The organism is Haladaptatus marinus (assembly GCF_051194195.1).
This window is the reverse complement of sequence record NZ_JBLZNK010000009.1, coordinates 110510-133472: the sequence shown is the minus strand read 5'-3', so window position 1 is coordinate 133472 and position 22963 is coordinate 110510. Positions and strand designations below refer to the sequence as shown.

The window sequence follows — 22963 nt, the reverse complement described above, 5'->3', positions numbered from 1 at the left end:
AGTTCCTCCATCTGAATTAGTTCACATACTTCGTCAGCATCTCTTTTGCCGTGTCGCCGAGTCGATGGATGTCCTCCTTCGTCAGGTGGAACTTTGGTTCCCAATCGGCGAGACCGAGATAGTCGCTGATGACGAACATCGACCCCGCTTCCACGCCGCGATGATTTGCGACGGCGAACACCGCCGACGCTTCCATCTCCACGGTGAGAACGCCCTCGTCGGCATATCGTTTGACCTCTTTTTTCGTCTCGCGATAGATGGCATCGGTCGTCCACGACGGGCCAACGTGAAACGATTCGTCGCGGTTTCGCAGTAGTTCCTTCAGGTCGGCGGTGAGCGAATCGCTGGCATGTGCGAATGTTTCGGATTCGACGTAGTGGTGCGACGTTCCTTCGTCGCGGATGGCCTTGTCGCAGACGATGAACTCGCCCATCTCGATGGAGTCGTCCAGACTGCCCGCGATTCCAATCGAGAGGAACGCCTCGACGCCGTCCGCGATGAGTTCGTCCATCAGCATCGCGGTCGTCGGTGCGCCGATTCCGAAATACCCCATGACGCCGACGGTGTATTGCGTATCGGCGAACAGAAAGAGGTCACCGTAGTAGTGGCTCACCTCTCGCCCCTCGTATTCTGCCGTGAAATAGCGCATCAACGCTTTGCTGTAGCAGAGGATGACCGCCTCGGGAGGTTTTTGCATGTCGCCCTCGGTGTTGGCTTGCCTGTACTCGGAGTGCTCTTTCGGTGTGATGAGCGGTTCGGCACCGTATTTTTCTCGGAGGTTCGGAATAGTCATATTTCTGGGATGATACAGGGAGCGGGGACAAGTGTTTTTTGTACGAACGGAAATCAGATCATAATTTTATAAACCGGAGCACCGTTTGAGAACGGAATGAGAATTTCGCCGTCCCCTCACTTTTCAACCGAAACGATTCCTCGAAATGAACGGGAGGTAAGGCTAAAACCCGGGGTGACATAGAGACGGATATGAAGGCCAAGCGGGAGTATCGACGCCGCCCGGATATCGAGGTTCGGGTGCTCGACGCCCTCGTAGACCGGAGCGAGGACGGGATGACGGTATTTGAACTCCGGACACAAGTCGATGTGGCTATCGACGATTTGGAGGACGCGTTGGGCAATCTCAAGGAAGATGGCCTTATCAATGCCGAGAAAGAGGACAGACGAACCCTGATCAAACCGGACGAGCGCGTCGTTCCCGACCCGGACGAGAGAGGTGAAGAGCCCTCCCTCGTCGACCGTATCATCGAGCGTCTTCCGCTCTAACACATCCGACGTTTTTACCCGCCCCCGACGACGAATACGACCATGCACTTAGAAGACCTGCACGCCGACCACGGGGCGACGTTCTGCTCGGTCGGCAACCGCCGGGTTCCGCGCGATTACGGGCGACCGGAACGTGCACACCGCGCAGTCAGAAACGGTGTCGGGCTCATAGAGATGCCATACGGCGTTGTGGTCGTCACTGGCGACGACCGAGTCGAGTACGTGGACAACGTCGTTTCGAACACGGTTCCGACGGAAGATGGACAGGGAACCTACGCACTTCTGCTCGACCCGCAGGGAAAAATCGAGCTGGACATGTACGTCTACAGCGCGGACGACAAACTGCTCCTTTTCACGCCACCGGGGAAGGCAACCCCGTTGGCTGAAGAGTGGCGCGAGAAGGTGTTCATTCAGGATGTCGAAATTTCGGTTGCCACCGAGCAGTTCGCCGTCTTCGGCGTTCACGGCCCCCACGCGACCGAGAAAGTCGCCAGCGTGCTGAACAACGTGAGCACGCCCGACGAACAGTTGTCGTTCGTCCGCGGAAAGATGGCCGACGTGGGTGTCACCGTCATTCGCACCGACGCCCCGACCGGTGAGGAAGGGTACGAAGTCATCTGTACGACCGGCGAGACGGAGGACGAAATCGGTCGCCCGCGTCCGAACGTCGAACTCGTCTTCGACGCGCTCATCACTCACGGGATGAACGCCGCGCCGTTCGGCAGAAAAACGTGGGAGTCGCTGACCTTGGAGGCCGGAACGCCCCTGTTCGAGTTCGAACTCGACGGGGAAATTCCGAACGTCCTCGGGGTTCGAAACGCGCTCGACTTCGATAAAGGCTGTTTCGTCGGGCAGGAAGTCGTCTCGCGAGTCGAGAATCGGGGACAACCGAGTCGCAGGCTCGCCGGACTGCGTCCGGACACGGTGCCGGAACAGAGCGCGGCGGTCTTCGACGGCGACGAAGTCGTCGGCGAAGTCACGCGCGCAATCGACAGTCCGTCCCGCGAGGAACCCGTCGCAATGGCGCTGGTGAACTACGGCGTGGAGATGGGCACCGAACTAATCGTCCGCGTCGATGGCGCGGACGTATCTGCGGAACTGGTGGCGCTCCCGTTCGTGGAAGGGAGTGATTCATCCGGGCGCGTGCCGCGATACGACTAAACGAACGCACCGACGATTCACCGCGAAGGCTGCCACCTGACGGCGGTTTGCGGATGAAGCGGGTTCGCACCGATAGCGTCGTACTCGGTGTGAGTTACCGAAACGTCCGGATGCGCTCGGAGCACGGGCAGCAGGTCAGTATCGAACCCGCGAACCTCGGCGTATCGCCGACGAAGCAGACCAAGGACGGTGTCCGAGGGATGTGGCACGGTTTGTTCGAGATGGACGCCGATGATGGGTTGTTTCTCCGCACGGGAAACCAATCGGTCGATCACCGACTGAACGCCCTCAAGCGTGGTAAGCGCACCACAAGTGAACACCACCACGTCGTCGTGGCCGTCGAAGATGCTCCAGCCGTCGTGGAAATCGAATGTTTCGACCGAGATACGGTCTTCGTCGGCGTGCAGTTCCCGCGAGATGGTGACACCTCGTTCCGCGATTTCACCGACGACGACGGTTACGTCGGGAAACGAATCGGTGATGATGCCGAGATTCCGACCCCAGCCGCAGCCGAGGGCGACGACGGTTTCACCGCCGTCGAGAACCGATCGAAGGGCTTCACGCACCGCATCTTTTTCCTTGGTGACCAGTTCTTTCGTGCTGGCGAGATACAGCGTTTCGTCGATGGAGATGACGTCCGGTTCCTCGCGACCTTTCGCACGGGTTTCGAGGGTGAACGCCTCACGGTCGAGGTCGCTTTCACGATAGTGTTCCAGTACATGACCGTAGATCGTGTCGTACACGTCGATATCGGTGTAGGCGTCTAAATCGCCCGGCGGGTCACGGTTGGGGTCGATGAGGTAGCCGGCCCATTCGGAATGCTGCGGTACTCGGTCGAGTGAAAGGAGTTCCATCGGACTTGTACCCTGAGAACGTGCGGATGATGAAATTTTAGATTGTCAGAACTGTTCGATTTCCGTTCACCGTCTTCGTCCCATCAACAGAGGGAAACGGTTTTCAATAACTCAGTAATATTACTAGGTGGTATGCACGACTTCGACGGATTTGCGGACGTTAGTGAGGCGGAAGTCACACGAGCAATCGGAACGGCGTGGAGCGATGAGTTCTCCGAGTTCTCCGAGAGCGAAGTCATTATCGTCGGCGGTGGGCCGTCCGGATTAGTCGCCGCGAAGGAACTCGCCGAACGCGGGGTTCAGACTATGGTCGTGGAGAAGAACAACTACCTCGGTGGCGGCTTCTGGCTCGGCGGCTTCCTGATGAACAAGGTCACGGTTCGTGACCCCTCCCAAGACGTACTTGACGAACTGGACGTCCCCTACGAGGAATCGGACGAAGCCGAGGGATTGTACGTCGCAAACGGACCACACGCCTGTTCTGCCCTCATCGAATCGACCTGCGCCGCTGGCGCGAAGATGCAGAACATGACCGAATTTACCGACGTGGTCGTCCGCGAAGGTCACCGCGTCGGCGGTATCGTGATGAACTGGACGCCGGTTCACGCCCTCCCGCGGGAACTCACCTGTGTCGACCCCATCGCGATCGAATCCGACCTCGTCATCGACGCGACGGGTCACGACGCGGTCGTCGTCTCCAAACTCCAAGAGCGCGGCGTGCTGGATGCTCCGGGGCTCAGCCACGCGAAAGAGTACAACACGGGCATGGACAAAACCGAGGATGGCCAATACGGCGCACCCGGTCACGATTCCCCCGGCCACGATTCGATGTGGGTTGCAAAGAGCGAGGACGAGGTGGTCGAACACGCCGGAACGGTTCACGACGGACTCATCGCGACCGGCCTCGCCACCGCGACGACCTATGGCCTCACCCGGATGGGGCCGACATTCGGTGCGATGCTCCTCTCGGGGAAGCGCGCCGCACAGGTCGCACTGGACGAACTGGGCGTCGACGGCACCGTCGAGATGTCCGTGAGTCCGTCCGCCGCAGACGACTGAGACAGCGGTCGGTTTGTATTCGAATTGCTTGCCCTGAGTGGGCGATCGACGGAAGCGTCGAGTTACATCGCTCGAAGCCCCGCCGAGGACTCCGACTCGTATGGCTACGACTGCACGCGCTGCTTCGCGGCGGATGGTTCAATTACAGGCAGATTCCGCCGCAGATTCGCCGCTCGATTTCGCACGCAATCGCGCCACTCGCCCACCGAACCAGCCGAAAGCGAGTGGATAGATGAGACAACCGAGGTACAGACCGGTATACATGTTCGGATCCGCTCGCGCGCTGTTTGCATCGACCATGAAAACGAAGCCACTCACGAAGTAGCACAGTCCGTAGCTGAGGGCGATACTCGCACCTGCGTAATCATCGCCGTGCGCACCGTAGGTTCGGCTGGTTCGGGCAACGAGGTAGCCCGCGACGAACAGCACTACTGGCGGGAGAAGATACAACGTTTGCGCCCATCCGCCGGCGAGAGCCACGAGGTTGATCTCCGTCGATTTGCCATAATTCGATAGCCGGACGATCAGATTCACACCGTGGCCAGAGTGGAGCATCCAACCAGCCATCTTCCACGGCAGAGGTGAACCTCCGATAAGTTCCAGAATCGACTTCGACCCGCTACCGTAGCCCAGTTCAATCGTTTTCGCTTGGAGGAGTGACGAGACCTGCGAACCGAACAGAACGAACACGACGGCGTACTGGATGAGAAATGCTGATATGCCCGCCGGAATCGCTCGGCGGAGAGGAACGTTCGTGAATGCCATTAGTCATGACAATTATACATGAAATAAATAATTTGCTCGGAAGGTTCCTTTCGTATGAGCGACGAAGGGATTGTACTGACTAACGGCGGGTTCTGCGGAAGAGTGATGGCAGAGAATCGAGGGCAGTCGGGTTTCGAGAAGCGAGACGTTGCCGGACGGAGAGTGACTCAGCGTGAGATGGTTTGCAGCATAATCGACTTGTCCGGTTGGATCGTGACTTCGTAGCCAGCGAATTCGAAGACGGTTTGCGGGGAGGCGCGACGATACATCATATCCAGCGCATCCGGATCGATGACATCGTACAGCGGTGGTGTCAGCCTTGTCGGTTCACAGCCTTTCTCCTCGGCCACTGCTTTGACGACGGCATCACTCGTGGATTTCATGGACGATGCCGGAACAATACTATCGTTTGTGCCATCTCTTTCGCGGTCGATGGGAGGCTGAGAACCCATTACAAACTTCCTTCTCTAGCCAATCATTAGCCACTATGGATTGATTATGTATGGGTTTTATATTCGCGTGCTGTCGCTCATCTCTCTCGCCGTCGATGAGTGAGCGTGTTTGCGATGAGATTGCGATGGCCCCGACGGAGGCGCTCCGAGAGGGCTTGTCGCGTGATTCCGAGGTTGCGTGCGATTTCGCCGAGGGTCGATTCGCGAGGTTTGTCGAAATAGCCCGCATCGAAGGCAGTGACGAGTGCCTCCTCCTGTGGTGGTGTGAGACGATACTGCGTGCCGACTTGCATTTCGGCAATCGTGTACACACGAGTGATTGTAATCGGAATTTCGTTGTCGGCACAGTAGTTCTGAAACTCCGTCATTCCCTCGTGGTCTTGCGTGCGAAATTCGAACTCCCACCGCTCCTCGGAACCGGTGGCGGAAAGCAACACCAACCGCGTTTGGGTGATTCCTTTCAAAACCCCTTCCACGTCGGTGTTCCATTCGCTTCGAAACAAGCCGCCGTCTTTGACCGTATCGACGAGTTCGATGGCTCGAATCGCGGGTTCACCCTCGAACGCATCCGCGATGGCATCCGTGTCCACCCCCCAAACCCAAAAATAGGGGACGAGCGCGTGATTCGTCGGAATGACTCGTTCGAGTTCGATATCGACCCCTGAAAACGACTCGAAGATACTTCCGAGCGGAAATTCGTCGGGTGGAACCGTGAGATTGATTATCGTCGTCATTTGTGACTATTCCTCAACGAGCACACACTAAACTGGTCGGTGTGACCGTCGCTACGGTACCTTCCCACCGGTAATCCGAACCACGCCCAGCGCGTGCTCGCTGTCGCTCGTCTCGACCGCTCGTTCCGACAGCGCCCGTCGTGCCTCGGCGACCCGGTCGTCCAGCACGTTCCACGGCGGTTCCTCGAAGTTCGTCCCTCTGCCGGGTGTCGAAGCGACGACCAACCCACGGAAGGCCTGATTCACGGGCCAAGAGTAGGGATGAGTACTCTGTCCCGCATCGAGCAGTGCGAGTCCACCACCCGGACTGATTCGGTCTAGCCAGCGACCGACGGTGGCGTACGGGTCGTCCAGCATCCCCACGACGAACGTGGCAAGCACGGCGTCTACATCCTCGCGGGGTTCGAACGCGGCGGCGTCGGCCTGCACGAGATGGACGTTTTCCCATCTCTCGCGCTCGACCCGGCCGCGGGCCTGGTGAAGCATTCCGCGAGTGAAATCCACGCCGATGATGGTTCCCGTTGGGCCGACACGCTCCTGAAGGTGTGGAAAGTTCGCTCCCGTGCCACAGCCCATCTCGATAACCGTATCGCCGGGTTCGAGGCCGAGTTCGTCGGCGACGCGGTCGCGCAACTGGGACAGTCCGGGCGTCGCCGACGCGAGCAGGTCGTAGAGCCGTGCCCACCGCCCGTAGAACTGCTGGGCGGCGGTGGTTCTGCTCTCTGACATGGATGCGGGTACGACAGCGTTCGATAAAAGAAACCGGGCTGGATATGGGGATTCGTATTATCGCTTGTGGGCGAAGCGCTATCGGGAAATTTCGCTCACGTCCGAGTCGAGCACTCGTTCGACCTCTTCCCGCGTCACCACGGCAACGTCGCCGGGAATCGTTCGCTTGAGAGCGGCAGTTGCAGACCCGTATTCGAGGGCAGTCGCCACGTCCTTTCCAGCGAGTTGGCACGCAAGGAACGCGCCAACGAATGCGTCGCCGGTGCCGATTGGGTCGACCGTCTCGGTGTCGAACGCCGACTGGTGGAACGTTTCACCGTCGTGAAATGCCAGTGAGCCCTCGGAACCACGGGTGACGACGACCGTTTCGAACGCCCACTCGCTGGCGAGTCCACGGGCGATTTCCTCGGCGTCGCCCGAACGTCCGAGCACCGCACGTGCGTCGCGCTCCGCCGTCACGAGCAGGTCGATCGCTGGAAACAGGTCGGTGAGAGTGTCGCGGGCCTCAGCAGGCGACCAGAGTTTGGAGCGATAATTCACGTCGAAGGCAGTCGTGGTTCCCGCGTCCTGTGCTTCAGCGAGCACCTCGCCGACCGTCGATTCGAGGGTCGGCGAAAGAGCAGGTGTAATGCCTGAACTGTAGAAAATACGCGCGTTCCGAATCGAATCGGTGGGGAGGTCTGCCGGTTCCGTCGTCGTAACTGCGGCGTCGGCCCGGTCGTAGATAACGTTCGTTCCGCGCGGCTCGGTTCCGTGTTCGAGGTAGTATGTTCCCTGCCTCCCCTCGTCGCTCCACGCGATGTCGGTTTCGATGCCGTACTGCCGGAGTCCGGCGACGACCCGCCGACCGAGTGGTGAGTCGGGAAGCTTCGACGCCCACATCGAGTTCGCGCCGAGTCGATTGGCGGCGATGGCGACGTTGCTCTCCGCGCCCGCCGCCCTGAGTTCGAGCGTGGACGTACTCTCGATTCGTTCACGGTCGGGTGGTGAGAGGCGCAACATCGTCTCGCCGAACGTCACGAGGTCGGTCATGTGCGCGAGATGGTCCGCGGAACCCATAGTTCACCCGGTATGTCGATACGATCAGTTGCGGTGTCATTCGATACGTCAGATTCACAGGACTCGACGGCGGTGACATGTGATAGCACCACAATACTCTTATCGAATTGCTATCTATCGTCGGTAACGAGAGATCGATGGGCAAACCGAAACACGAGGGGTCGTCAGCGCCAAGCAATGATTGGTTCGAGAGTGACCTCTGCGATACCCTCCCCTGCTTATTGTATGCCATCGACCACGATCGACGACTCCGGCGTTGGAACGAGCAGTTGGCGATGCGGACGGGGTACGGAGATGACGAAATCGGCGAGATGCATGCATACGAGTTCGTCCCGGAAGATGAGCGACCGGTGATAGAAAACGTGACCCGAACAGTGCTCGAACGCGGCGAGACGGGAACCGTCGAATCGTCCCTGCTCACGAAAGACGGTCGACGGATTCCGCACGAGTTCAGCTGGTCGCCCATCAAAGACGACGCCGGAGCTATCGTTGGGATATCAGGAATGGCCCGGAACATCTCCGAGCAAAAGCGACGCGAAAACGAACTCCAACAGTACGAAACGCTGTTTGAAACCATCAACGATGGCGTGTTCGTTTTGGACGCCGACCTTCGTTACACCGCGGTCAACGACGCGTTCGTGGAGATGACTGGCTACGACCGAGACCAACTGCTCGGCCTGCATGCGTCAGTGCACAGTACCGAGGAGGGTTTCAGACGGGGCGAGCAGTTAGCACTCGAAATCGCAAACGGCGAGCGAGATGTCGCATCGCTGGAATCCGAATTCGTGAAAAAGGACGGAACTCTGCTTCCAACTGAAACACGATTTACCTACTTACAGAAGGACGAAGCGGAAACCATCGTGGGAGTCGTTCGTGACGTGACCGAGCGACGAAACCGGGAGCAAACACTCCGCAAGCAGCGCGACGAGTTGAAAACGCTAAACCGCATCAACGTCGTCATTCGAGAACTCGTCTGGGCACTCGTGTCGGCGGCGACGCGCGAAGAAGTCGAACGAACCGTCTGTACTCACCTCGCCGACTCCGACCTCTACCATTTCGCGTGGATTGGCGAACGGGATGGAAAGACGGGCGGCGTCGACGTCAGGACGGAAGCCGGAATCGACGATGGCGCACATGAGTTGTTCAAGACGCGGGACGAGGAGGGCGAGTGGGAACGCCCGGCCAGCGAAGTGCTCCGCACCGGGGAACTGACGGTTATCAACGACATCGAAACCGATGACCGATTTCCGAAGTCGATACAACGAACGATCGCCAACAACACGATTCGATCTGGAATCGCGGTGCCGCTTTCACACGGCCCGACCATCTACGGCGTCCTCGTCGCCTATGCAGCCCGCACGAATGCGTTTAGCGAGCGCGAGGCGGACGGATTCGAAGCCCTCGGCGAACTCGTCGGATTCGTCATCGATGCCGTGGAGAGCAAACGACTGCTCTTTGCGGACCGAGTCGTCGAACTGGATTTCAGGGTGACGGACGAGACGTCATTTTTCATCACCCTGTCGAAGGAGTTCGGCGCAACCTGCACGCTCGAAGAGGTGATCCCGGGCAAGGATGGAACGCTTCTCGAATACACCCGTATCGAGGGAGTCCCGACGGAAGACGTACTCGAACGCGCGAAGAAATCGGACGCGATTCGACGGATTCGGCCGGTCGAAGAGACGCTGTTCGAGGTGTCAATAGCAAAGGCTTCGCCGGTACTCACGCTGGCCGAACAGGGCGCATCGGTGACCGAGGCAGTCGCGGAGGATGGAACAGCGCGAATCGTCACCGAAGTGCCCGCGGACACGGACATCCGAAGTCTCGTCGAGCCGTTCAAAAAGGCGTTTCCAGCGTCCGAACTGGCCGGAAAGCACGAACGCGAGCGACCCGCCAGAACGGTCGATGAACTTCGGGCCGAACTCGAAGGCGACCTCACTGAGCGCCAGCTAGCTGTCCTTCAGGCAGCGTACATGGCGGGGTACTTCGATTGGCCGCGTGCGAGCACTGCAGAAGACGTTGCCGATGCGCTCGGCGTCTCGTCGGCGACGCTCCATCAGCACCTTCGGAAAGCCGAAAAGAAGTTGCTCACCGCGTTTTTCTCGGAGTGACTACCACGGGGCGAAGTCCGGGTCGACTTCCCTGCTCTTTTGGTCGATATCATCGATTTTCGCCACGTCCTCGTCGTCAAGTTCGAGGTCGAGTGCGGCGAAGTTGTCCTCGATGTGGTCTTCGCCGGTTGCTTTCGGAATGGCGGCGACGTTCTCCTTTTGCATGAGCCACGCGAGGCTGACCTGTGCTTCGCTGACGCCGTGTTTCTCGGCGATATCGTTCAGTTCGGGAACGTCGAACACTTCGCCGCGGGCGAGCGGTGAATAGGCGACGAGTTGGATGTCGTTCTCTTTCGCGTAGGCGTGGAGTTCCTCCTGCTGAAGCAGAGGGTGCATCTCGACCTGGTTAGCGAAGACGGGGGCATCGAGGATTTCCTGTGCGATATCCAGATGTTCGGGTTCGAAGTTGCTCACGCCGACGTGTTCGATTTTGCCCTCGTCGTACAGTTGGTCGAAGGCCGCGAGGGTTTCCTCGGCGTCGTACTCGCGGGCGGGCCAGTGGACGTAGAGCAGGTCGACGTAGTCCGTGCCGAGTTTGTCGAGGCTCGCTTCGGTGGTTTCGAGCACGTCATCGTGTTCTAAATTGTCTAACCAGACCTTCGTGGCGAGGAAGAAATCCTCGCGGTCGACGGACGACACCGCAATACCCTCGCCGACGTACTCCTCGTTGCTGTAGGCTTGAGCGGTGTCGATATGTTCGTAGCCGAGGTCGAGGGCGTATTTAACGCTGTTTGCGCATTGCTCTTCATCCGTGTTCTGCCACGTTCCGAGTCCGAGTTTCGGAATGCCGTCGCTACCGTCGTATGACATCGTGTTCATAGCAACGGGTAGGGACAAGAAAGCGGTTGTGGCGGCGGAAATTCCGGCAGGGTTCGAAACCAGTAGCTTGAAGTCGGAATCGGAACGTGCTATGTTGCCAGCTGTAATCGACTGCACTCATACAGTCACCGTGGCGAGTGGTAAACAACTCAAATCGGAGACATCTTGCTTTTAGCAACTGCCGACTCCAATGAGACCGCATTCGCACCGGCACCGCCAGCACACAACCGTTCGGCTGGGTAGTCAATCTACGTGGCGCGCGATGGCGAACCAGCAAGGTTCGCCCGCGCGAGGGATGAGTATCGGAGCGAACGAAGTGAGTGAGAAACGCAGTCGGTTGGAGAGGATGTGGGCGGGTGCGGTCTCATTGGAGTCGGTATCAGCTCTTACCCCAAGACAAGGCCACTTCTTTGCGATCAGGCAATATCCCTCCATCAAGAATCTCAACGAAATACACGCCACAATTCTACCACAAGAACATCCTTTTCGCAGTACTTAACCCGATACCAACAGACACTCCGGGTATGCGAATCGCACTTTTGGGCGGGACTGGCGACATCGGACAGGGACTCGCGCTCCGCTGGGCGTTCGACACCGACCACGAGGTCGTCATCGGCTCGCGCGACCCGGAGAAAGCCCGCACGATGGCCAACGAGTACGAAACCGAACTCGACAGCATGGGCGTCTCGCGCTCCATCAACGGCTTCGCCAACGAGATGGCCGCCGAGCGTGCGGACATTGTCGTCCTCGCCGTCCCACCCTTCCACGTCCGCGATACGGTCGAATCGGTGGCCGACCGATTGGACGATGTGGACGTGCTCGTGACGCCCGCCGTGGGGATGGACCGCGACGAGAACGGAATCCACTACAAACCACCGAAAGCGGGGAGCGTGACGGAACTCGTCGCGGAAACGGCACCCGACGGAATTCCAGTGGTCGGCGCGTTCCACGGGCTGTCGGCGGGGCGACTCGCCGACCTCGAAGCCGAACTCTCACAGGACACGCTTCTCGTGGGTGACGACGAGGACGCAAAGGAGACGGTTCGACTGCTCGCAGACGGAATCGAAGGGCTTCGCGCGCTCGACGCCGGTGGGCTCGCCAACAGCGCGGAAGTCGAAAGCATGACGCCGCTGCTCATCAACCTCGCGGTCAACAACGACGGACTGCACGACGTGGGTGTCACGTTCGAGTAGTGCGGGCGCTCACGAGGATAGGGGTAACCGAATCGGTTGAAAAACGAATTTTCGTTGCCTTATGCGCCTGCTTCTTCGAGGACGCGCTCCAAGTCGTCACGCTGGGTGACGCCGACGAATCGCTCGACGACACCGTCGTCGTCTTCGATGACGATGGTCGGAATCGAGCGCACTTGGTACTCGTTGGCAACGTCCTGGTGTTCGTCCACATCCACCTTCTCGAACTCGACATCGTCTCCCCAGTCCTCTTGCAAATCGTCGAGAATGGGGTCTTGCGTCTTGCACGGGCCACACCAATCTGCGTAAAAGTCGAGTAGCTTCACGGTCATACTTTCTCTGTCCAGATTCTGCCGCCGCGTGCATAAGGGTTTCTCACTCTGCCGACTCTGCCGATTGTTTCACTAATCGTACCGACGACAGGTGCGCATCGTATCAGTTCACCCGTCCAGTATCTCCACGACACCGTGGAGATTCTGCACTTCGTACGTCGGGGAAACGGGGAGCGTTACGTCGCGACAGTGCGCTCGGCGGACGAACACCGAATCCATTCCCGCACGGTGGGCCGCGACCACGTCGCTTTCGCTGTCACCGACGTAGAGCGCCGAGTCGGCGTCGAGGTCGGTGAGGGCTCGGTCGAGATAATGGGAGTTCGGCTTCTTCAGACGCAGGCTTTCGATGGTTTTCGAACGGCCGTAGACGGTGTCGAACAACGAGTCGAGTTCGAAGAAATCCAGCACGTACTCGATGGTGCTGTGGTGGTTGTTGCTCACGAGACCACGAGCCTGTGAGAGCTTCGCGACGGCTGAAACGTCGTCGTAGCAGTCCCGAACGCCCGTTTCGAACGCGTTCAGTTGGGACTGTTCGTCGTGATGCTCACGCGCACCCCAGAACGCGGTCGCGCCGATGTCGTACGCCGTACAGATTTCGCGGAGGCCATCGACGGTCACGCCGTGGATGACAGCATCGATGTGCTGCTGGTCGGCCTCATCGACACCCACTGCCTCGAACGCCCGCCGTGTGGCTTCTGCTTGCGTTTCGTACGCGGGGGGTTCGACGAGGACGCCATCGTTGTCGAAGAGGACTGTGTCGTAGTTGGTCATCTTGTGTCAATTCACACGATATTTGATTCGTTTTTGCTCCAAATATTGTTTGTTGGTGATGTGGGACTGCATCAAGTGATTTCATCGAGCCGTCTCTCCATCTCCGTTTCCATCCAGTCCGCGAGCTCTTCGCGCGGCTCGTCGAGGAAGTCAGCCCATTTGTCGTAGACACCTAAGTGAGCGAGAAACCGAACTGCCGCATATATCGGGCGACGGGTCTGGAATCCCTGTTGGAATTCACCTGCTCTTTCACGATAGCCGTCGTAGAACGCTGAAACTATTTCTTCAGGAGCGTCAGCGCGAAGCGAGCCGAACTGGAGGTTCTGTGCCCGGTAGATGTCCCGAACAGGGTCGCCGACGTGCGCGATTTCCCAGTCGAGAAAACCGATTTTGTCTTCGGTGACGAAACAGTTCGGTTGGGCAAGGTCGCCGTGGAGGAGTGCGGCGGACGCGTCGTCCAACAGTTCTCGATTCGTTTCCACGGCAGAAACCACATCGTCGAAATAGTGGTCGAAGCGGTCGGATGACGCCAAGGTTCTCATATGGCCAATTGTGTCGATGAGCACGTCCGTCCACGGCCCCGTTTCGAGTTCGAGACTGTCGCCGTTGCCACCGACGATGTGACCGTGATTCTTGAAGCGAAGCGAATGGACGCTCGCCAATGATTTCCCGACCCACCGGGCAAGCGTAGCACGCTGGGTTATACTCGCATCCGACCACGGGTGGATGAGGTTCGACCCCGACACCGGCGCGGTGGCGAGATACGGAACCTCACCGTCGGTGTCGCTCGCGAGTACCGTCGGAACGGATACCGAACAGTTCGCGCCAACGTAGTCGATTACTGCCCGTTCGCAGGCGATTCGGGAACTATCTCCGTCGTTCGACAGCTTCAGATATATCGTCTTCCCATCAGCGAAATCGATACCGACCGTGCGATTCTGGTCATTCCACGATGGGCCGGAGGGCTTTACTTCGGCAACATCGCGTTCGGGGAACGCACGTTCGAGCACCGACGCGATTTGCTCTTCCATAGGTAGCCATCATGTCGATACGCTAAGGGAATTTCGGTGCCGTTCGAATACCACGACCGAATCACATGTATCGCGAAAACCACGCTCGTTGCGAAAGGTTTACCCTGTACGCTGTCGGATGCCCAACCATGAGCAGTGGTCAGAACTCCGGTGGACTGATGTCCAGCGCCGGACTCGTGCGCTATTTCGACGCGGAAGACCGGAACGCGATTCGTCTCGACCCCAAAACGATCGTCACGTTCGGCGTCCTCTTTGGCGTCCTCATCATGGTGCTGAACGTCGTCGCATTATAAACGAGTCCCTTTTCCCGACGTGCTTCCAACGTCCGCTATGAGTCTCAACGCTGGCGTTATCGCCGTGCAGGGCGACGTGAGCGAGCATGCCGACGCGATTCGGCAGGCCGCCACCGCCCACGGCGAGACGGCCGAAGTCACCGAAATCCGTCAGTCGGGTGTCGTGCCGGATTGCGACCTGCTCTGTATGCCCGGCGGCGAATCGACCGCCATTTCCCGCCTGCTCCAGTCGGAAGGCATCGCCCCCGAAATTCAGGCGCACGTCGATGCCGGAAAACCGGTGCTCGCTACCTGCGCAGGTCTCATCGTTGCTGCCGAGGACGCCGGCGACGACCGCGTCGAAAACCTCGGCTTGCTGGACGTAACCGTCGAACGCAACGCCTTCGGTCGCCAGAAGGACAGTTTCGAGGCACCACTCGACGTGACGGGACTAGACAACCCCTTCCCCGCCGTGTTCATTCGGGCACCACTTATCGGCGAAGTGGACGATGCCGAGGTGCTCGCGGAGTGGGACGGCAGACCCGTTGCGGTGCAGGACGGCCCCGTCGTCGGCACGTCGTTTCATCCGGAACTGACGCCGGACAATCGGATTCACGGTCTCGCGTTCTTCCGCGACTGATGGTGTCCGTTTCGGGGGGGCTGTGAGCAAGAGTTTTTGGCGCTGGACCGCTTCGGTTTGGCCATGGACGTTTCAATCGATGCGGTGCGCGTCGCCGCGACTGGCGAGGGGCCACTCCCGGTCGTCGTGCTCGCGCCGGACGATGGCGACGACGTACTCCCTATTTTCATTCGATTCGAGGAGGGTATCAGCATCGCCCGAGGGATGGAAGCGGAGGATATCGGGCGACCCCTGACCCACGACCTGTTGCTCGACGTGATGGAAGAACTCGGCGGACGCGTCGAACGCGTCGTGGTCAGCAAACTCGAAGACAACACCTACATCGCCGATCTCCACATCCAGACCCCACGAGGTCACGAGACTATCGACGCCCGTCCGAGCGACTCGTTGGCGCTCGCGTCCCGAACCAACGCACCCATCGAAGTCGCCGACGAGGTGTTCCAACACGGCCACCAAGAACGCGAACAGTTCGACGATTTGCAGGATATCCGGGAAGTCGCCCAGATCGGATCATGAGTGACGTACTGGACGACCTCTTCGCCGTTATCGAGGAACGGAAGGAGACCCTCCCCGAGGACTCCTACACCGCATCGCTGTTCACGCACGAAAAGGGCCAAAACGCCGTCCTCGAAAAACTCGGCGAGGAAACCACGGAACTCGTCCTCGCCGCGAAGGACGACGACCACGAAGAGATCGCCCACGAGAGCGCTGATATCGTCTATCATCTGTTGGTGTTGTTAGCCATGAAAGACATGGATTTGGCGGATTTACGGGCTGAGCTTTCAGAGCGGCGATAGCGATTTCGTTGCTATACTTTTCCGGAAATAAGATGAAGAAGGGCTTTAGAGTCTGTGTGATGCTGAAAAGGTGGTTTTCAGGAGGCAATACCCGACTCCAAACAAACCGCCACCGCCTCCACACCGCCTGCTCGGGGCGTTGCCGCTCGCCATCGAGGTCGATTCGCGACCTCGCATGCCACACCTTCCCCAACCGACTCCCTGCGGTCGTCCACCGTCAGAGCACGCGCTGACGAGCCATTCTTTCATCTCGTTTATGGAAGACCTCGCGCGGCTTCACCACAGGCCCTCGGCGGTGAACGCCTCGGGCCTGTGCCAGCGCGCGCCACATCGCTTGATTACGCAGTCGCAGGGTTGCGCCAGCGCGTTCGCATGAGCGACGAACACTAGTGAGGCGCGAATGCAACCCTACGCTGGCGGGGAGGAACAGGAAAACAGCGGTTGTGGTGGCGATTTTCATTGGAGTCGGCACTAACTAGCGACATTCCATCCCGACTTTGAATAGCTCAGTCGTTATTCCGTAGCGGTTTCATTACAGTCGGCAATCGCTCGCAATGCTGTATCAACTGTGGCGGAGAGTCAACCGATTCCCAATAGTTAGCACCTATTCCTCACACGTATCTTTATATCTCATCGAGTAGCCAAACCGGCCAGTGCCCGAGAACAGCCAACGAAAAACAACCCCTCCAAACCGCCTGTCGTTACGAGAAGAATTTGAGCAAATCGTCGCGCTTCTGGTCGTGCAGATGCTCCTTCACCGATTCGTTCAACGAATCAATGCTACCACGTTTGGCGGTGATGGGTGCGATGGTGTCCTGCCACTGCTTCCATGGCGGGTGCAGTCCCAGGCGGTCACAGAGGTCGTTCAGGCGGTCGTCTTTGTCATCCACCTTGTCCATCTTGTTCACGGCGACGACGACCGGAATTCCCACGTCTTGGAGGAAGTAGAACATCTCCACGTCGTGTGGGATTTCGTCCTCGCCGGAGTGGCGATCGATGATGTCGATGACGCTCTTGCCGTCCACGACGAGGACGCCGAGAAGGATTTGGTCGGCGTTGTCCTCGATGTAGTGGACGATGTCGGTCTTGATCTGCTCTCTGTACTCTTCCCCGACGCCGGACATGAACCCGAACCCCGGCAGGTCGGTGAGCATGAAATCTTCGCTAGCCCAGTCGAAGTGGTTTGGCTGGCGGGTGACCCCGGGTTTGCCGCCGGTCTCGAACTTGTGGCCCGTCAGTTCGCGCATCAGGGTGGACTTTCCGACGTTCGAGCGCCCGACGAAGACGATTTCGGCGCTCCGGTTGGGTCGGTTGTCGAACATACCGACCGTTCTCCCCGACGGGATTTAACCGACGTGTTTTCACGGCGGAGCCAGCGATTATATCAATCTGCGAACCTCATCGGGGACTATGCGACTCCTACAGGTTTCTATCCCGACGGGCGAGCGCGAGGCGGTCGTGCGGACGCTCGAAGCCGAGGGAATCGACTTCTTTCTCACCGACGAAACGAGCGGGCGCAAGTACACTGCGATCGCCACCTTTCCGCTCCCGCCAAACGCCGTGCAGCCCATCATCGACAAACTTCACGACGCGGGGTTGAGCGACGAGGCGCACACGGTTATCATCGACGCCGAAACGGACACCTCCCGGCAGTTCGAGCAGTTGGCGAAGCGATACGACGCCGAGAACGGCGGCGACCGAATCGCCCGCGACGAAATCCTCACACAGGCACGAGAAATGTCGCCACGTCTCCAAACGTTCGTCTTCATGACCGTGGTGAGTGCGGTCGTCGCAACGGCGGGACTGTTGCTCGACTCGCCCGCCGTCGTCGTCGGGTCGATGGTCATCGCCCCGCTGGTCGGCCCGGCACTCGGTGCGGGTGTCGGAACCGTCCTCAATGAGCGCGACCTGTTTCGCCGCGGGGTCAAACTCCAGCTGCTCGGTGTCGTCACTGCGATTGCCAGTTCGACCCTGTTCGCCCTGCTCGTTCGGAACCTCTTCCTCTTCCCGCCAAACACCGATATCGTCTCGATTTCACAGATTAGCGGGCGACTATCCCCTGATTTCCTCTCCCTCATCGTCGCCCTCGGTGCTGGCGCAGCGGGCATCGTTAGCCTCGCAGCGGGTGTCTCAGTCGCACTTGTCGGCGTCATGATTGCGGCGGCGCTCATCCCGCCCGCGGCCGCAGTCGGCATCGGTATCGCGTGGAGGGAACCGATGGTCGCGCTCGGCGCTGGCGTCCTCGTGTTGGTGAACGTGCTGTCCATCAACCTCTCGGCGATTGCGACGCTCCAGTATATGGGCTATCAACCGCGAAGCTGGTTCAAGCTTGAGCGGTCGCGGGAGGAGACGGTTCGTCGAGTCGGCGTTCTCGTCTTCGCTCTCGCCGTTCTATCGCTCTTTCTCGGTGGAGTGACGTACTCCACGTATCAGGGCGCGCAGTTCGAAGAGGGGGCGGATACGGCGGTGACACAGCTGTTCCGCGAACCCCAATTCGAGCAGGCAGAACAGTTGAACATGCAAGCACAGTATCAACAGTCCTTCCCGCTTGGAAGGGATTCCTACGCCAGCAATCTCCCGTTTCGGGAACCAAGTCGGGTTATCGTAACGGTCGGTCGGCCGCAGGGAGAACGTTATCCGAACCTTCCGACTCGCCTGCATAACCGAATCGAACGCAAGACCGGACGTGATGTCACGATTCAGGTTCGGTACGTGGAAATAGCCGAAACCTCCGCCTGAACTATTTGGTTTCCGCTGTCGTATCTCGTTCGCCATGCGACGCGCACTCATCGCAGTGCTGGGGGTTGCTATCCTACTCGGATCGGCTGGATGGGGAACTACCGGTGGTGCGACACAGACAGGGAACGACGCGAACACGACCAACGGGATGACGATGATTCGGGTTTCGTCGGTTGGCGAAGTCGAGGCAGAACCGAATCAGGCGATTTTGCGGGTCGCGGTCGTTCAATCGGCGGCCGACGCCGAGACGGTTCGGGAGCGACTCGCACAGAACTCCTCACGAATGCAGGGCGCACTCCGTAACGTGAGCGTCAGTGACGACCGGATTCGAACCGTTTCGTTCGACATCACACAAGACCGAGACGAGGACGGGGAACCGGCCGGATTTCGCGGGATTCACGCGTTCGAAATCACGATAAACGACACGGAGCGCGCCGGGCAAATCATCGACACGGCGGTACGAAACGGCGCGAACGAAGTCGGCGGCGTCGAATTCACCGTGTCCGACGCACGGAGCGAGGAACTCCGTGCGAACGCGCTCAGGGAGGCGATGCAATCCGCACGCGCCGATGCGGAAACGATTGCGGGTGCGGAAAATCTGTCCGTTGTCGGTGTGCAAAACGTCTCGAGCGTCGAACAGTCGTTCGTGCCAGTAGAAGCGCAGGCGACCACGGTTGCGGATGCTGGGGCAACGACGGCGGTCGAATCCGGGCCGGTGACGGTTTCGGTTCAGGTCGTGGTCACGTACGAGGCGCAGGAGGAATCCGAGTAGCTGTCGTATCTTCCAGATCAGCCGTCGAACGGCAGTTCGGGTTCGTAGCCGATGGCTTCGACAGCGGCGTCGAGCGTTTCCGTGACGTTGTCACCCTCCTCGATACTCATGTACAGGTCGGTCTCCACGTCGGTCGAGAGGTCGGACTTGTTGCAAACCGTGAGCACCGGCACGTCGCCGAACTGCGCTTCGACGGAATCGCGCAGTTCGAGTTGGGCGTCAAGCGGGTAGCCACAGTAGGCGCTCGCATCGACCACGAACAGGATGCAGTCGGCGACGTGCGTGAGCGCCGACACTGCCTGTGACTCGATGGCGTTTCGTTCGTCTTCGGGTCGGTCGAGTAGCCCTGGCGTGTCCACGATTTGATACCGGATGTGGTCGCGCTCGAAGTGGCCGACGTGCACGCCCTTCGTCGTGAAGGGATATTTTGCGATTTCGTTCCGTGCGCGAGTTACGTCGTTGACGAACGAGGATTTCCCGACGTTGGGATATCCTGCGACGACCACGGTCGGGTCGTCGGGATTGATGTCGGGCAGTTTGCGGAGGTCGTTCCGTGCTTCGCCGACGCGATGCAAGTCGTCTTCGACCTCTTCGACGATGTCCGCAAGGCGGGCGAATCCCTGTTTACGAACTTTTCGGGCGTAGTCGGTGTCGCCGCGGAGTTTGCCTTGATAGTCGCGTCCGATTTCTTTCGTCTTTCTGGAGGCCCACTGGATCTCCGACAAGCTCTTTCGAATCTCGTCTACCTCGACGACAGCGTCCGCGATTTCGTAGTAGAAGGGGTCTACATCGCGGAAGTCGGGCCATTCGGTGACGACGTTCTGCAGGTTGTCCGAAAGGACGTTCGAGGCGGTCTGGAGCATGGACTGCTGGGCTTGAATACCGCTCTTTGCCCGGCCTGCCCGTGCCGCCCGCGAGAATGCCTTGTCGATGAGTTCCTCCGACGTGGGCGTCGTCGGCAGGGTCTCGAAAATCATGGTCATCTGTATGAACTCACTCCTTAAAAGGGCGTCCATAGCGTCGTTCGACCCGATTTCGGCGGGAGGCTTTTGCTCGCTCGACGCTTATTGGATACGTCATGACTGATTGGTACGCAGTTTTCGTCGGGTTCGTGGTCTCGGTTATCGCGGGCATTGTCGCGTTCGCTGTCCCCGGAATCGGTCACATCGGGGCCGGACTCATCGGCGGATTCGCGGCGGGCTACGTCGCAGGCGGTAGCTTGGGTCGCGGGTTCTGGCATGGCCTGCTCGCGGGGTCGCTCGGAGGAATCGTCATCGCCATTTTCTTAGGTCTCGGCGGCACCATCATCGGGGGACTGGCGGGCGGTCCCGTCGGTTCGCTGTTCGGCGGCATCGGCATCTTCCTCGCCGCCCTCGTCGTCGCGTTCATCATGGCACTCGACAGCGCGATCGGCGGGGCGGTTGGCTCGCTGCTCAAAAGCTGAATCACGGGACGAAACGATTGCGCTGTCGGAACGGTCTGTTGAAAGGCGAGTTGTTTTTTGCCCGCAGACCGAAGTATCGACATGGCCGAAATCGACGCCGACACGATTCTTCCCGCTGAGCATATCCAACAAGCAGTCGCATCCGGGCGCGTCTCGCAGTTGCACCGTGGCGACCAATACGCCGACGAGGGCGACACGTTCGACATCGACGGCGAGACGTTCGAAGTGGTCGAAGTGACTGAACGCAAGTTGGGCGATTTGACTGACGAGGACGCTCAAGCCGAAGGCTCGGCGAACTTGGAGGAGTACCGACAGCGCCTGAATCACGCCCACGACCATTTCGAGTGGGACGACGATGCAACCGTCTATCGGCATCGATTCGAACAGGTGGAATAGAACAGTAGAGAGTTCGTATTGGAAGCAGTGAGGATGCTTGTGAGAACTGTTGTTTTGGGATAGTGCGGGCTATTGCCGACTCCAAACATTCCGCGCCTCATCCTCTCCCATTCCGGACGAACGAATCTCGTCCGGGTGCTCGTTCGCTCCGCGACCCCGATGGCGAGCGGCAACGCCGCGAGCAGGCGGTGCGGAGGCGGTTTTATTGGAGACGGCAATTGTCCACAGAGTACCTCCAAAAGAAATCCTTCGAACAAACACGAGTAACTGCCAGAAATACCTGTTGTAGAATCTCAAAGCAGCAAATACAGAAAACCCAATATCGCCGTCTACTGATTTGTCGAAACGATTTCGACGACGGAGCGGTGGTTTAACTCCGTACTCGAACCGATCTGGCGCTTACTGCGACAGTCGATGCCGTGCAAGAACCCGTCGCCGATGTCGCTGTGCAGGTGGTAGGCGAAGTCCTCCGCAGTTGCCCCACCGGGAAGGAGGAAGCAGTCACGGAAGACGCCCTTCTCGCTGGCGCTGCCGTTGGCCGAACCGGGGAAGATGGCCATCAGGTTCAGCTCGTCGAACAGCGCGGCTTCGATGGCTTTCTGGACGCCCGTGCCGCCGAATTCGGTGACGAACTCCCGAATCTGGGAAAGTCCTTCTTCCTGTTCCTCGCTCACGTCGCACATGATTTCGAAGTCCTCGTCGCCAGCGTCGTAGTCGATGACGCCCTGTTCCGCCGCGTTTTTCAGTGCTTTCTCGGCGTGCGCACTGGCCGGGACGATGGTGAGGTGGTCGTACTCCGAGTCGGAGGTGATGTCGTCGTAGTTTTCCTGCGCTTCGGGCGTGTCCATCTTGTTCGCCGCGATGACCATCGGCTTGGTTCGCTTTCGGATTTCGCAGGCGAGGTCTTCGCGGTCGTTTTCGTCCCACTCGTCGGGGTCTAAGTCGAGACCGAGCGAGAGGATGATTTGCTTGATTTCGTCCTTGTTCGTTTTGAACGCCGACATCTGCTCGGCGAGGTCGATTTCGATGTGTTTCTCGTCGCCGTCGTAGCCCGACCGGTAGCGCTCGATACCCTTTTCGAGGATTTCGAGATACCACATGTCGAGTTCGTTTTCGAGGAACGCGATGTCCTCGCGTGGGTCGTGGCCCTCAGTGGGTTCGCCCTCGATGTCGGTCTGGCCCGAAAAGTCCACGACGTGAACCAACACGTCGGCCTCGTTCAAGTCGGTCAAAAATTGGTTGCCGAGGCCCTTCCCTTCGTGGGCACCGGGAATCAGTCCCGCCACATCCACCAGTTTCGTCGGGACGTAACGCGTTCCTTCCTCACAGAATCCGACGCTCGGCGTACACGATTCGTCGAATTCGGGTGCGGCGCAGTCCACGCGAACGTACGCTTCGCCGACAGAGGGGTCGATTGTCGTGAAGGGATACGCACCCTCCGGTACATCGTTCATCGTCGCGGCGTTGAAAAACGTCGATTTGCCCACCGAGGGCTTCCCGACGAGTCCGATTTTATAACTCATTAGGCCGGATTGGGCAATCCGTGGGTAAAGGAGTT

The 22963-nt window shown here is 59.1% G+C and carries 27 protein-coding genes; 13 read left to right on the top strand and 14 right to left on the bottom strand.

The features are described 5' to 3' along the window. Nucleotides 1-16 precede the first annotated feature (16 nt). Entirely contained in the window at nt 17-793 is a 777-nt protein-coding gene (locus ACN2TU_RS25650) for a nucleoside phosphorylase (RefSeq protein ID WP_435159544.1), read from the bottom strand. A gap of 191 nt (nt 794-984) precedes the next feature. On the opposite strand from ACN2TU_RS25650, the gene ACN2TU_RS25645 reads away from it, so the two are divergent. After that, a complete protein-coding gene (locus ACN2TU_RS25645; RefSeq protein ID WP_435159542.1) occupies nt 985-1281 on the top strand; it encodes a DUF6432 family protein in 297 nt (98 codons plus the stop codon). Nucleotides 1282-1323: 42 nt separating this feature from the next. Further along, nucleotides 1324-2442 (top strand): CAF17-like 4Fe-4S cluster assembly/insertion protein YgfZ, encoded by a 1119-nt coding sequence (gene ygfZ, locus ACN2TU_RS25640; protein WP_435159539.1) that lies wholly within the window; start codon nt 1324-1326, stop codon nt 2440-2442. Between the two features lie 17 nt (nt 2443-2459). Here ygfZ and ACN2TU_RS25635 read toward each other — a convergent pair whose 3' ends face one another. After that, entirely contained in the window at nt 2460-3296 is an 837-nt protein-coding gene (locus ACN2TU_RS25635) for a methyltransferase domain-containing protein (RefSeq protein ID WP_435159537.1), read from the bottom strand. Nucleotides 3297-3428: 132 nt separating this feature from the next. Between ACN2TU_RS25635 and ACN2TU_RS25630 the strand changes: the two genes are divergently transcribed. Further along, nucleotides 3429-4355, top strand: a complete 927-nt coding sequence (locus ACN2TU_RS25630; RefSeq protein ID WP_435159536.1) for a sulfide-dependent adenosine diphosphate thiazole synthase — start codon at nt 3429-3431, stop codon at nt 4353-4355. 138 nt (nt 4356-4493) lie between these two features. Here ACN2TU_RS25630 and ACN2TU_RS25625 read toward each other — a convergent pair whose 3' ends face one another. From ACN2TU_RS25625 to kdgK1, 5 genes are all read right to left on the bottom strand, one after another. Next, complete coding sequence (locus ACN2TU_RS25625) at nt 4494-5120, bottom strand: DUF7978 family protein (protein ID WP_435159533.1); 627 nt, start codon at nt 5118-5120, stop codon at nt 4494-4496. A gap of 167 nt (nt 5121-5287) precedes the next feature. Then, nucleotides 5288-5503, bottom strand: a complete 216-nt coding sequence (locus tag ACN2TU_RS25620) for a HalOD1 output domain-containing protein (RefSeq protein WP_435159530.1) — start codon at nt 5501-5503, stop codon at nt 5288-5290. Between the two features lie 146 nt (nt 5504-5649). Continuing rightward, entirely contained in the window at nt 5650-6306 is a 657-nt protein-coding gene (locus ACN2TU_RS25615; RefSeq protein WP_435159528.1) for a helix-turn-helix domain-containing protein, read from the bottom strand. Nucleotides 6307-6357: 51 nt separating this feature from the next. Beyond that, entirely contained in the window at nt 6358-7035 is a 678-nt protein-coding gene (locus tag ACN2TU_RS25610) for a class I SAM-dependent methyltransferase (RefSeq protein WP_435159525.1), read from the bottom strand. 78 nt (nt 7036-7113) lie between these two features. Beyond that, complete coding sequence (kdgK1, locus tag ACN2TU_RS25605; protein ID WP_435159696.1) at nt 7114-8067, bottom strand: bifunctional 2-dehydro-3-deoxygluconokinase/2-dehydro-3-deoxygalactonokinase; 954 nt, start codon at nt 8065-8067, stop codon at nt 7114-7116. Between the two features lie 164 nt (nt 8068-8231). On the opposite strand from kdgK1, the gene ACN2TU_RS25600 reads away from it, so the two are divergent. Further along, nucleotides 8232-10202, top strand: a complete 1971-nt coding sequence (locus ACN2TU_RS25600) for a bacterio-opsin activator domain-containing protein (protein WP_435159523.1) — start codon at nt 8232-8234, stop codon at nt 10200-10202. On the opposite strand, the gene ACN2TU_RS25595 is transcribed toward ACN2TU_RS25600, so the two are convergent. Next, nucleotides 10203-11012, bottom strand: a complete 810-nt coding sequence (locus ACN2TU_RS25595) for an aldo/keto reductase (protein ID WP_435159521.1) — start codon at nt 11010-11012, stop codon at nt 10203-10205. It lies immediately after the preceding gene. 533 nt (nt 11013-11545) lie between these two features. On the opposite strand from ACN2TU_RS25595, the gene npdG reads away from it, so the two are divergent. Beyond that, entirely contained in the window at nt 11546-12214 is a 669-nt protein-coding gene (gene npdG, locus ACN2TU_RS25590; RefSeq protein ID WP_435159519.1) for an NADPH-dependent F420 reductase, read from the top strand. Nucleotides 12215-12273: 59 nt separating this feature from the next. Here npdG and trxA read toward each other — a convergent pair whose 3' ends face one another. The 3 genes from trxA to ACN2TU_RS25575 all read right to left on the bottom strand — a co-directional run bounded on the left by trxA (nt 12274) and on the right by ACN2TU_RS25575 (nt 14345). After that, nucleotides 12274-12558, bottom strand: a complete 285-nt coding sequence (gene trxA / locus ACN2TU_RS25585) for a thioredoxin (RefSeq protein ID WP_266079712.1) — start codon at nt 12556-12558, stop codon at nt 12274-12276. 93 nt (nt 12559-12651) lie between these two features. Further along, a complete protein-coding gene (locus ACN2TU_RS25580) occupies nt 12652-13314 on the bottom strand; it encodes an HAD family hydrolase (RefSeq protein WP_435159517.1) in 663 nt (220 codons plus the stop codon). 71 nt (nt 13315-13385) lie between these two features. Further along, nucleotides 13386-14345, bottom strand: a complete 960-nt coding sequence (locus tag ACN2TU_RS25575) for a phosphotransferase family protein (RefSeq protein ID WP_435159514.1) — start codon at nt 14343-14345, stop codon at nt 13386-13388. Nucleotides 14346-14473: 128 nt separating this feature from the next. On the opposite strand from ACN2TU_RS25575, the gene ACN2TU_RS25570 reads away from it, so the two are divergent. The 4 genes from ACN2TU_RS25570 to hisE all read left to right on the top strand — a co-directional run bounded on the left by ACN2TU_RS25570 (nt 14474) and on the right by hisE (nt 16054). Further along, nucleotides 14474-14638 (top strand): preprotein translocase subunit Sec61beta, encoded by a 165-nt coding sequence (locus ACN2TU_RS25570; protein ID WP_435159513.1) that lies wholly within the window; start codon nt 14474-14476, stop codon nt 14636-14638. Nucleotides 14639-14675: 37 nt separating this feature from the next. After that, nucleotides 14676-15257 carry a pyridoxal 5'-phosphate synthase glutaminase subunit PdxT gene (pdxT, locus tag ACN2TU_RS25565; RefSeq protein ID WP_435159512.1) on the top strand — a complete coding sequence of 194 codons (582 nt, stop codon included), beginning with the start codon at nt 14676-14678 and terminating at the stop codon, nt 15255-15257. A gap of 63 nt (nt 15258-15320) precedes the next feature. Next, nucleotides 15321-15773: a bifunctional nuclease family protein gene (locus tag ACN2TU_RS25560; RefSeq protein WP_435159510.1), complete on the top strand. Its 453-nt coding sequence runs from the start codon at nt 15321-15323 to the stop codon at nt 15771-15773. Next, on the top strand, nt 15770-16054 hold the full coding sequence (hisE, locus tag ACN2TU_RS25555; protein WP_435159508.1) for a phosphoribosyl-ATP diphosphatase: 285 nt from the start codon (nt 15770-15772) through the stop codon (nt 16052-16054). The genes ACN2TU_RS25560 and hisE overlap by 4 nt, the downstream gene beginning before the upstream one ends. 701 nt (nt 16055-16755) lie before the next feature. Here the strand turns inward: hisE and engB are convergent. Next, nucleotides 16756-17376: a GTP-binding protein EngB gene (gene engB, locus ACN2TU_RS25550; protein WP_435159507.1), complete on the bottom strand. Its 621-nt coding sequence runs from the start codon at nt 17374-17376 to the stop codon at nt 16756-16758. An 88-nt stretch (nt 17377-17464) separates the two neighbouring features. Here engB and ACN2TU_RS25545 point away from each other — a divergent pair, with 88 nt between their 5' ends. Both ACN2TU_RS25545 and ACN2TU_RS25540 read left to right on the top strand, forming a co-directional pair. Continuing rightward, nucleotides 17465-18793, top strand: a complete 1329-nt coding sequence (locus ACN2TU_RS25545; RefSeq protein WP_435159506.1) for a TIGR00341 family protein — start codon at nt 17465-17467, stop codon at nt 18791-18793. 34 nt (nt 18794-18827) lie between these two features. Then, nucleotides 18828-19565 carry an SIMPL domain-containing protein gene (locus tag ACN2TU_RS25540; protein ID WP_435159504.1) on the top strand — a complete coding sequence of 246 codons (738 nt, stop codon included), beginning with the start codon at nt 18828-18830 and terminating at the stop codon, nt 19563-19565. A 17-nt stretch (nt 19566-19582) separates the two neighbouring features. Here the strand turns inward: ACN2TU_RS25540 and ACN2TU_RS25535 are convergent, their stop codons facing one another. Then, nucleotides 19583-20542: an NOG1 family protein gene (locus tag ACN2TU_RS25535; RefSeq protein WP_435159502.1), complete on the bottom strand. Its 960-nt coding sequence runs from the start codon at nt 20540-20542 to the stop codon at nt 19583-19585. Nucleotides 20543-20643: 101 nt separating this feature from the next. On the opposite strand from ACN2TU_RS25535, the gene ACN2TU_RS25530 reads away from it, so the two are divergent. Both ACN2TU_RS25530 and ACN2TU_RS25525 read left to right on the top strand, forming a co-directional pair. Then, nucleotides 20644-21009: a DUF5518 domain-containing protein gene (locus ACN2TU_RS25530; protein ID WP_435159500.1), complete on the top strand. Its 366-nt coding sequence runs from the start codon at nt 20644-20646 to the stop codon at nt 21007-21009. A gap of 81 nt (nt 21010-21090) precedes the next feature. Next, complete coding sequence (locus ACN2TU_RS25525) at nt 21091-21405, top strand: ASCH domain-containing protein (RefSeq protein WP_435159498.1); 315 nt, start codon at nt 21091-21093, stop codon at nt 21403-21405. 329 nt (nt 21406-21734) lie between these two features. Here the strand turns inward: ACN2TU_RS25525 and ACN2TU_RS25520 are convergent, their stop codons facing one another. Further along, nucleotides 21735-22928: a redox-regulated ATPase YchF gene (locus tag ACN2TU_RS25520; RefSeq protein WP_435159496.1), complete on the bottom strand. Its 1194-nt coding sequence runs from the start codon at nt 22926-22928 to the stop codon at nt 21735-21737. Nucleotides 22929-22963: the final 35 nt, after the last annotated feature.

Excerpts from the sequence above, each read along its gene's own strand:
- ACN2TU_RS25650 (WP_435159544.1), bottom strand. The coding sequence starts at position 793 with ATGACTATTCCGAACCTCCGAGAAAAATACGGTGCCGAACCGCTCATC.
- ACN2TU_RS25645 (WP_435159542.1), top strand. The coding sequence starts at position 985 with ATGAAGGCCAAGCGGGAGTATCGACGCCGCCCGGATATCGAGGTTCGG.
- ygfZ (WP_435159539.1), top strand. The coding sequence starts at position 1,324 with ATGCACTTAGAAGACCTGCACGCCGACCACGGGGCGACGTTCTGCTCG.
- ACN2TU_RS25635 (WP_435159537.1), bottom strand. The coding sequence starts at position 3,296 with ATGGAACTCCTTTCACTCGACCGAGTACCGCAGCATTCCGAATGGGCC.
- ACN2TU_RS25630 (WP_435159536.1), top strand. The coding sequence starts at position 3,429 with ATGCACGACTTCGACGGATTTGCGGACGTTAGTGAGGCGGAAGTCACA.
- ACN2TU_RS25625 (WP_435159533.1), bottom strand. The coding sequence starts at position 5,120 with ATGGCATTCACGAACGTTCCTCTCCGCCGAGCGATTCCGGCGGGCATA.
- ACN2TU_RS25620 (WP_435159530.1), bottom strand. The coding sequence starts at position 5,503 with ATGAAATCCACGAGTGATGCCGTCGTCAAAGCAGTGGCCGAGGAGAAA.
- ACN2TU_RS25615 (WP_435159528.1), bottom strand. The coding sequence starts at position 6,306 with ATGACGACGATAATCAATCTCACGGTTCCACCCGACGAATTTCCGCTC.
- ACN2TU_RS25610 (WP_435159525.1), bottom strand. The coding sequence starts at position 7,035 with ATGTCAGAGAGCAGAACCACCGCCGCCCAGCAGTTCTACGGGCGGTGG.
- kdgK1 (WP_435159696.1), bottom strand. The coding sequence starts at position 8,067 with ATGACCGACCTCGTGACGTTCGGCGAGACGATGTTGCGCCTCTCACCA.
- ACN2TU_RS25600 (WP_435159523.1), top strand. The coding sequence starts at position 8,232 with ATGGGCAAACCGAAACACGAGGGGTCGTCAGCGCCAAGCAATGATTGG.
- ACN2TU_RS25595 (WP_435159521.1), bottom strand. The coding sequence starts at position 11,012 with ATGTCATACGACGGTAGCGACGGCATTCCGAAACTCGGACTCGGAACG.
- npdG (WP_435159519.1), top strand. The coding sequence starts at position 11,546 with ATGCGAATCGCACTTTTGGGCGGGACTGGCGACATCGGACAGGGACTC.
- ACN2TU_RS25580 (WP_435159517.1), bottom strand. The coding sequence starts at position 13,314 with ATGACCAACTACGACACAGTCCTCTTCGACAACGATGGCGTCCTCGTC.
- ACN2TU_RS25575 (WP_435159514.1), bottom strand. The coding sequence starts at position 14,345 with ATGGAAGAGCAAATCGCGTCGGTGCTCGAACGTGCGTTCCCCGAACGC.
- ACN2TU_RS25570 (WP_435159513.1), top strand. The coding sequence starts at position 14,474 with ATGAGCAGTGGTCAGAACTCCGGTGGACTGATGTCCAGCGCCGGACTC.
- pdxT (WP_435159512.1), top strand. The coding sequence starts at position 14,676 with ATGAGTCTCAACGCTGGCGTTATCGCCGTGCAGGGCGACGTGAGCGAG.
- ACN2TU_RS25560 (WP_435159510.1), top strand. The coding sequence starts at position 15,321 with ATGGACGTTTCAATCGATGCGGTGCGCGTCGCCGCGACTGGCGAGGGG.
- hisE (WP_435159508.1), top strand. The coding sequence starts at position 15,770 with ATGAGTGACGTACTGGACGACCTCTTCGCCGTTATCGAGGAACGGAAG.
- engB (WP_435159507.1), bottom strand. The coding sequence starts at position 17,376 with ATGTTCGACAACCGACCCAACCGGAGCGCCGAAATCGTCTTCGTCGGG.
- ACN2TU_RS25545 (WP_435159506.1), top strand. The coding sequence starts at position 17,465 with ATGCGACTCCTACAGGTTTCTATCCCGACGGGCGAGCGCGAGGCGGTC.
- ACN2TU_RS25540 (WP_435159504.1), top strand. The coding sequence starts at position 18,828 with ATGCGACGCGCACTCATCGCAGTGCTGGGGGTTGCTATCCTACTCGGA.
- ACN2TU_RS25535 (WP_435159502.1), bottom strand. The coding sequence starts at position 20,542 with ATGATTTTCGAGACCCTGCCGACGACGCCCACGTCGGAGGAACTCATC.
- ACN2TU_RS25530 (WP_435159500.1), top strand. The coding sequence starts at position 20,644 with ATGACTGATTGGTACGCAGTTTTCGTCGGGTTCGTGGTCTCGGTTATC.
- ACN2TU_RS25525 (WP_435159498.1), top strand. The coding sequence starts at position 21,091 with ATGGCCGAAATCGACGCCGACACGATTCTTCCCGCTGAGCATATCCAA.
- ACN2TU_RS25520 (WP_435159496.1), bottom strand. The coding sequence starts at position 22,928 with ATGAGTTATAAAATCGGACTCGTCGGGAAGCCCTCGGTGGGCAAATCG.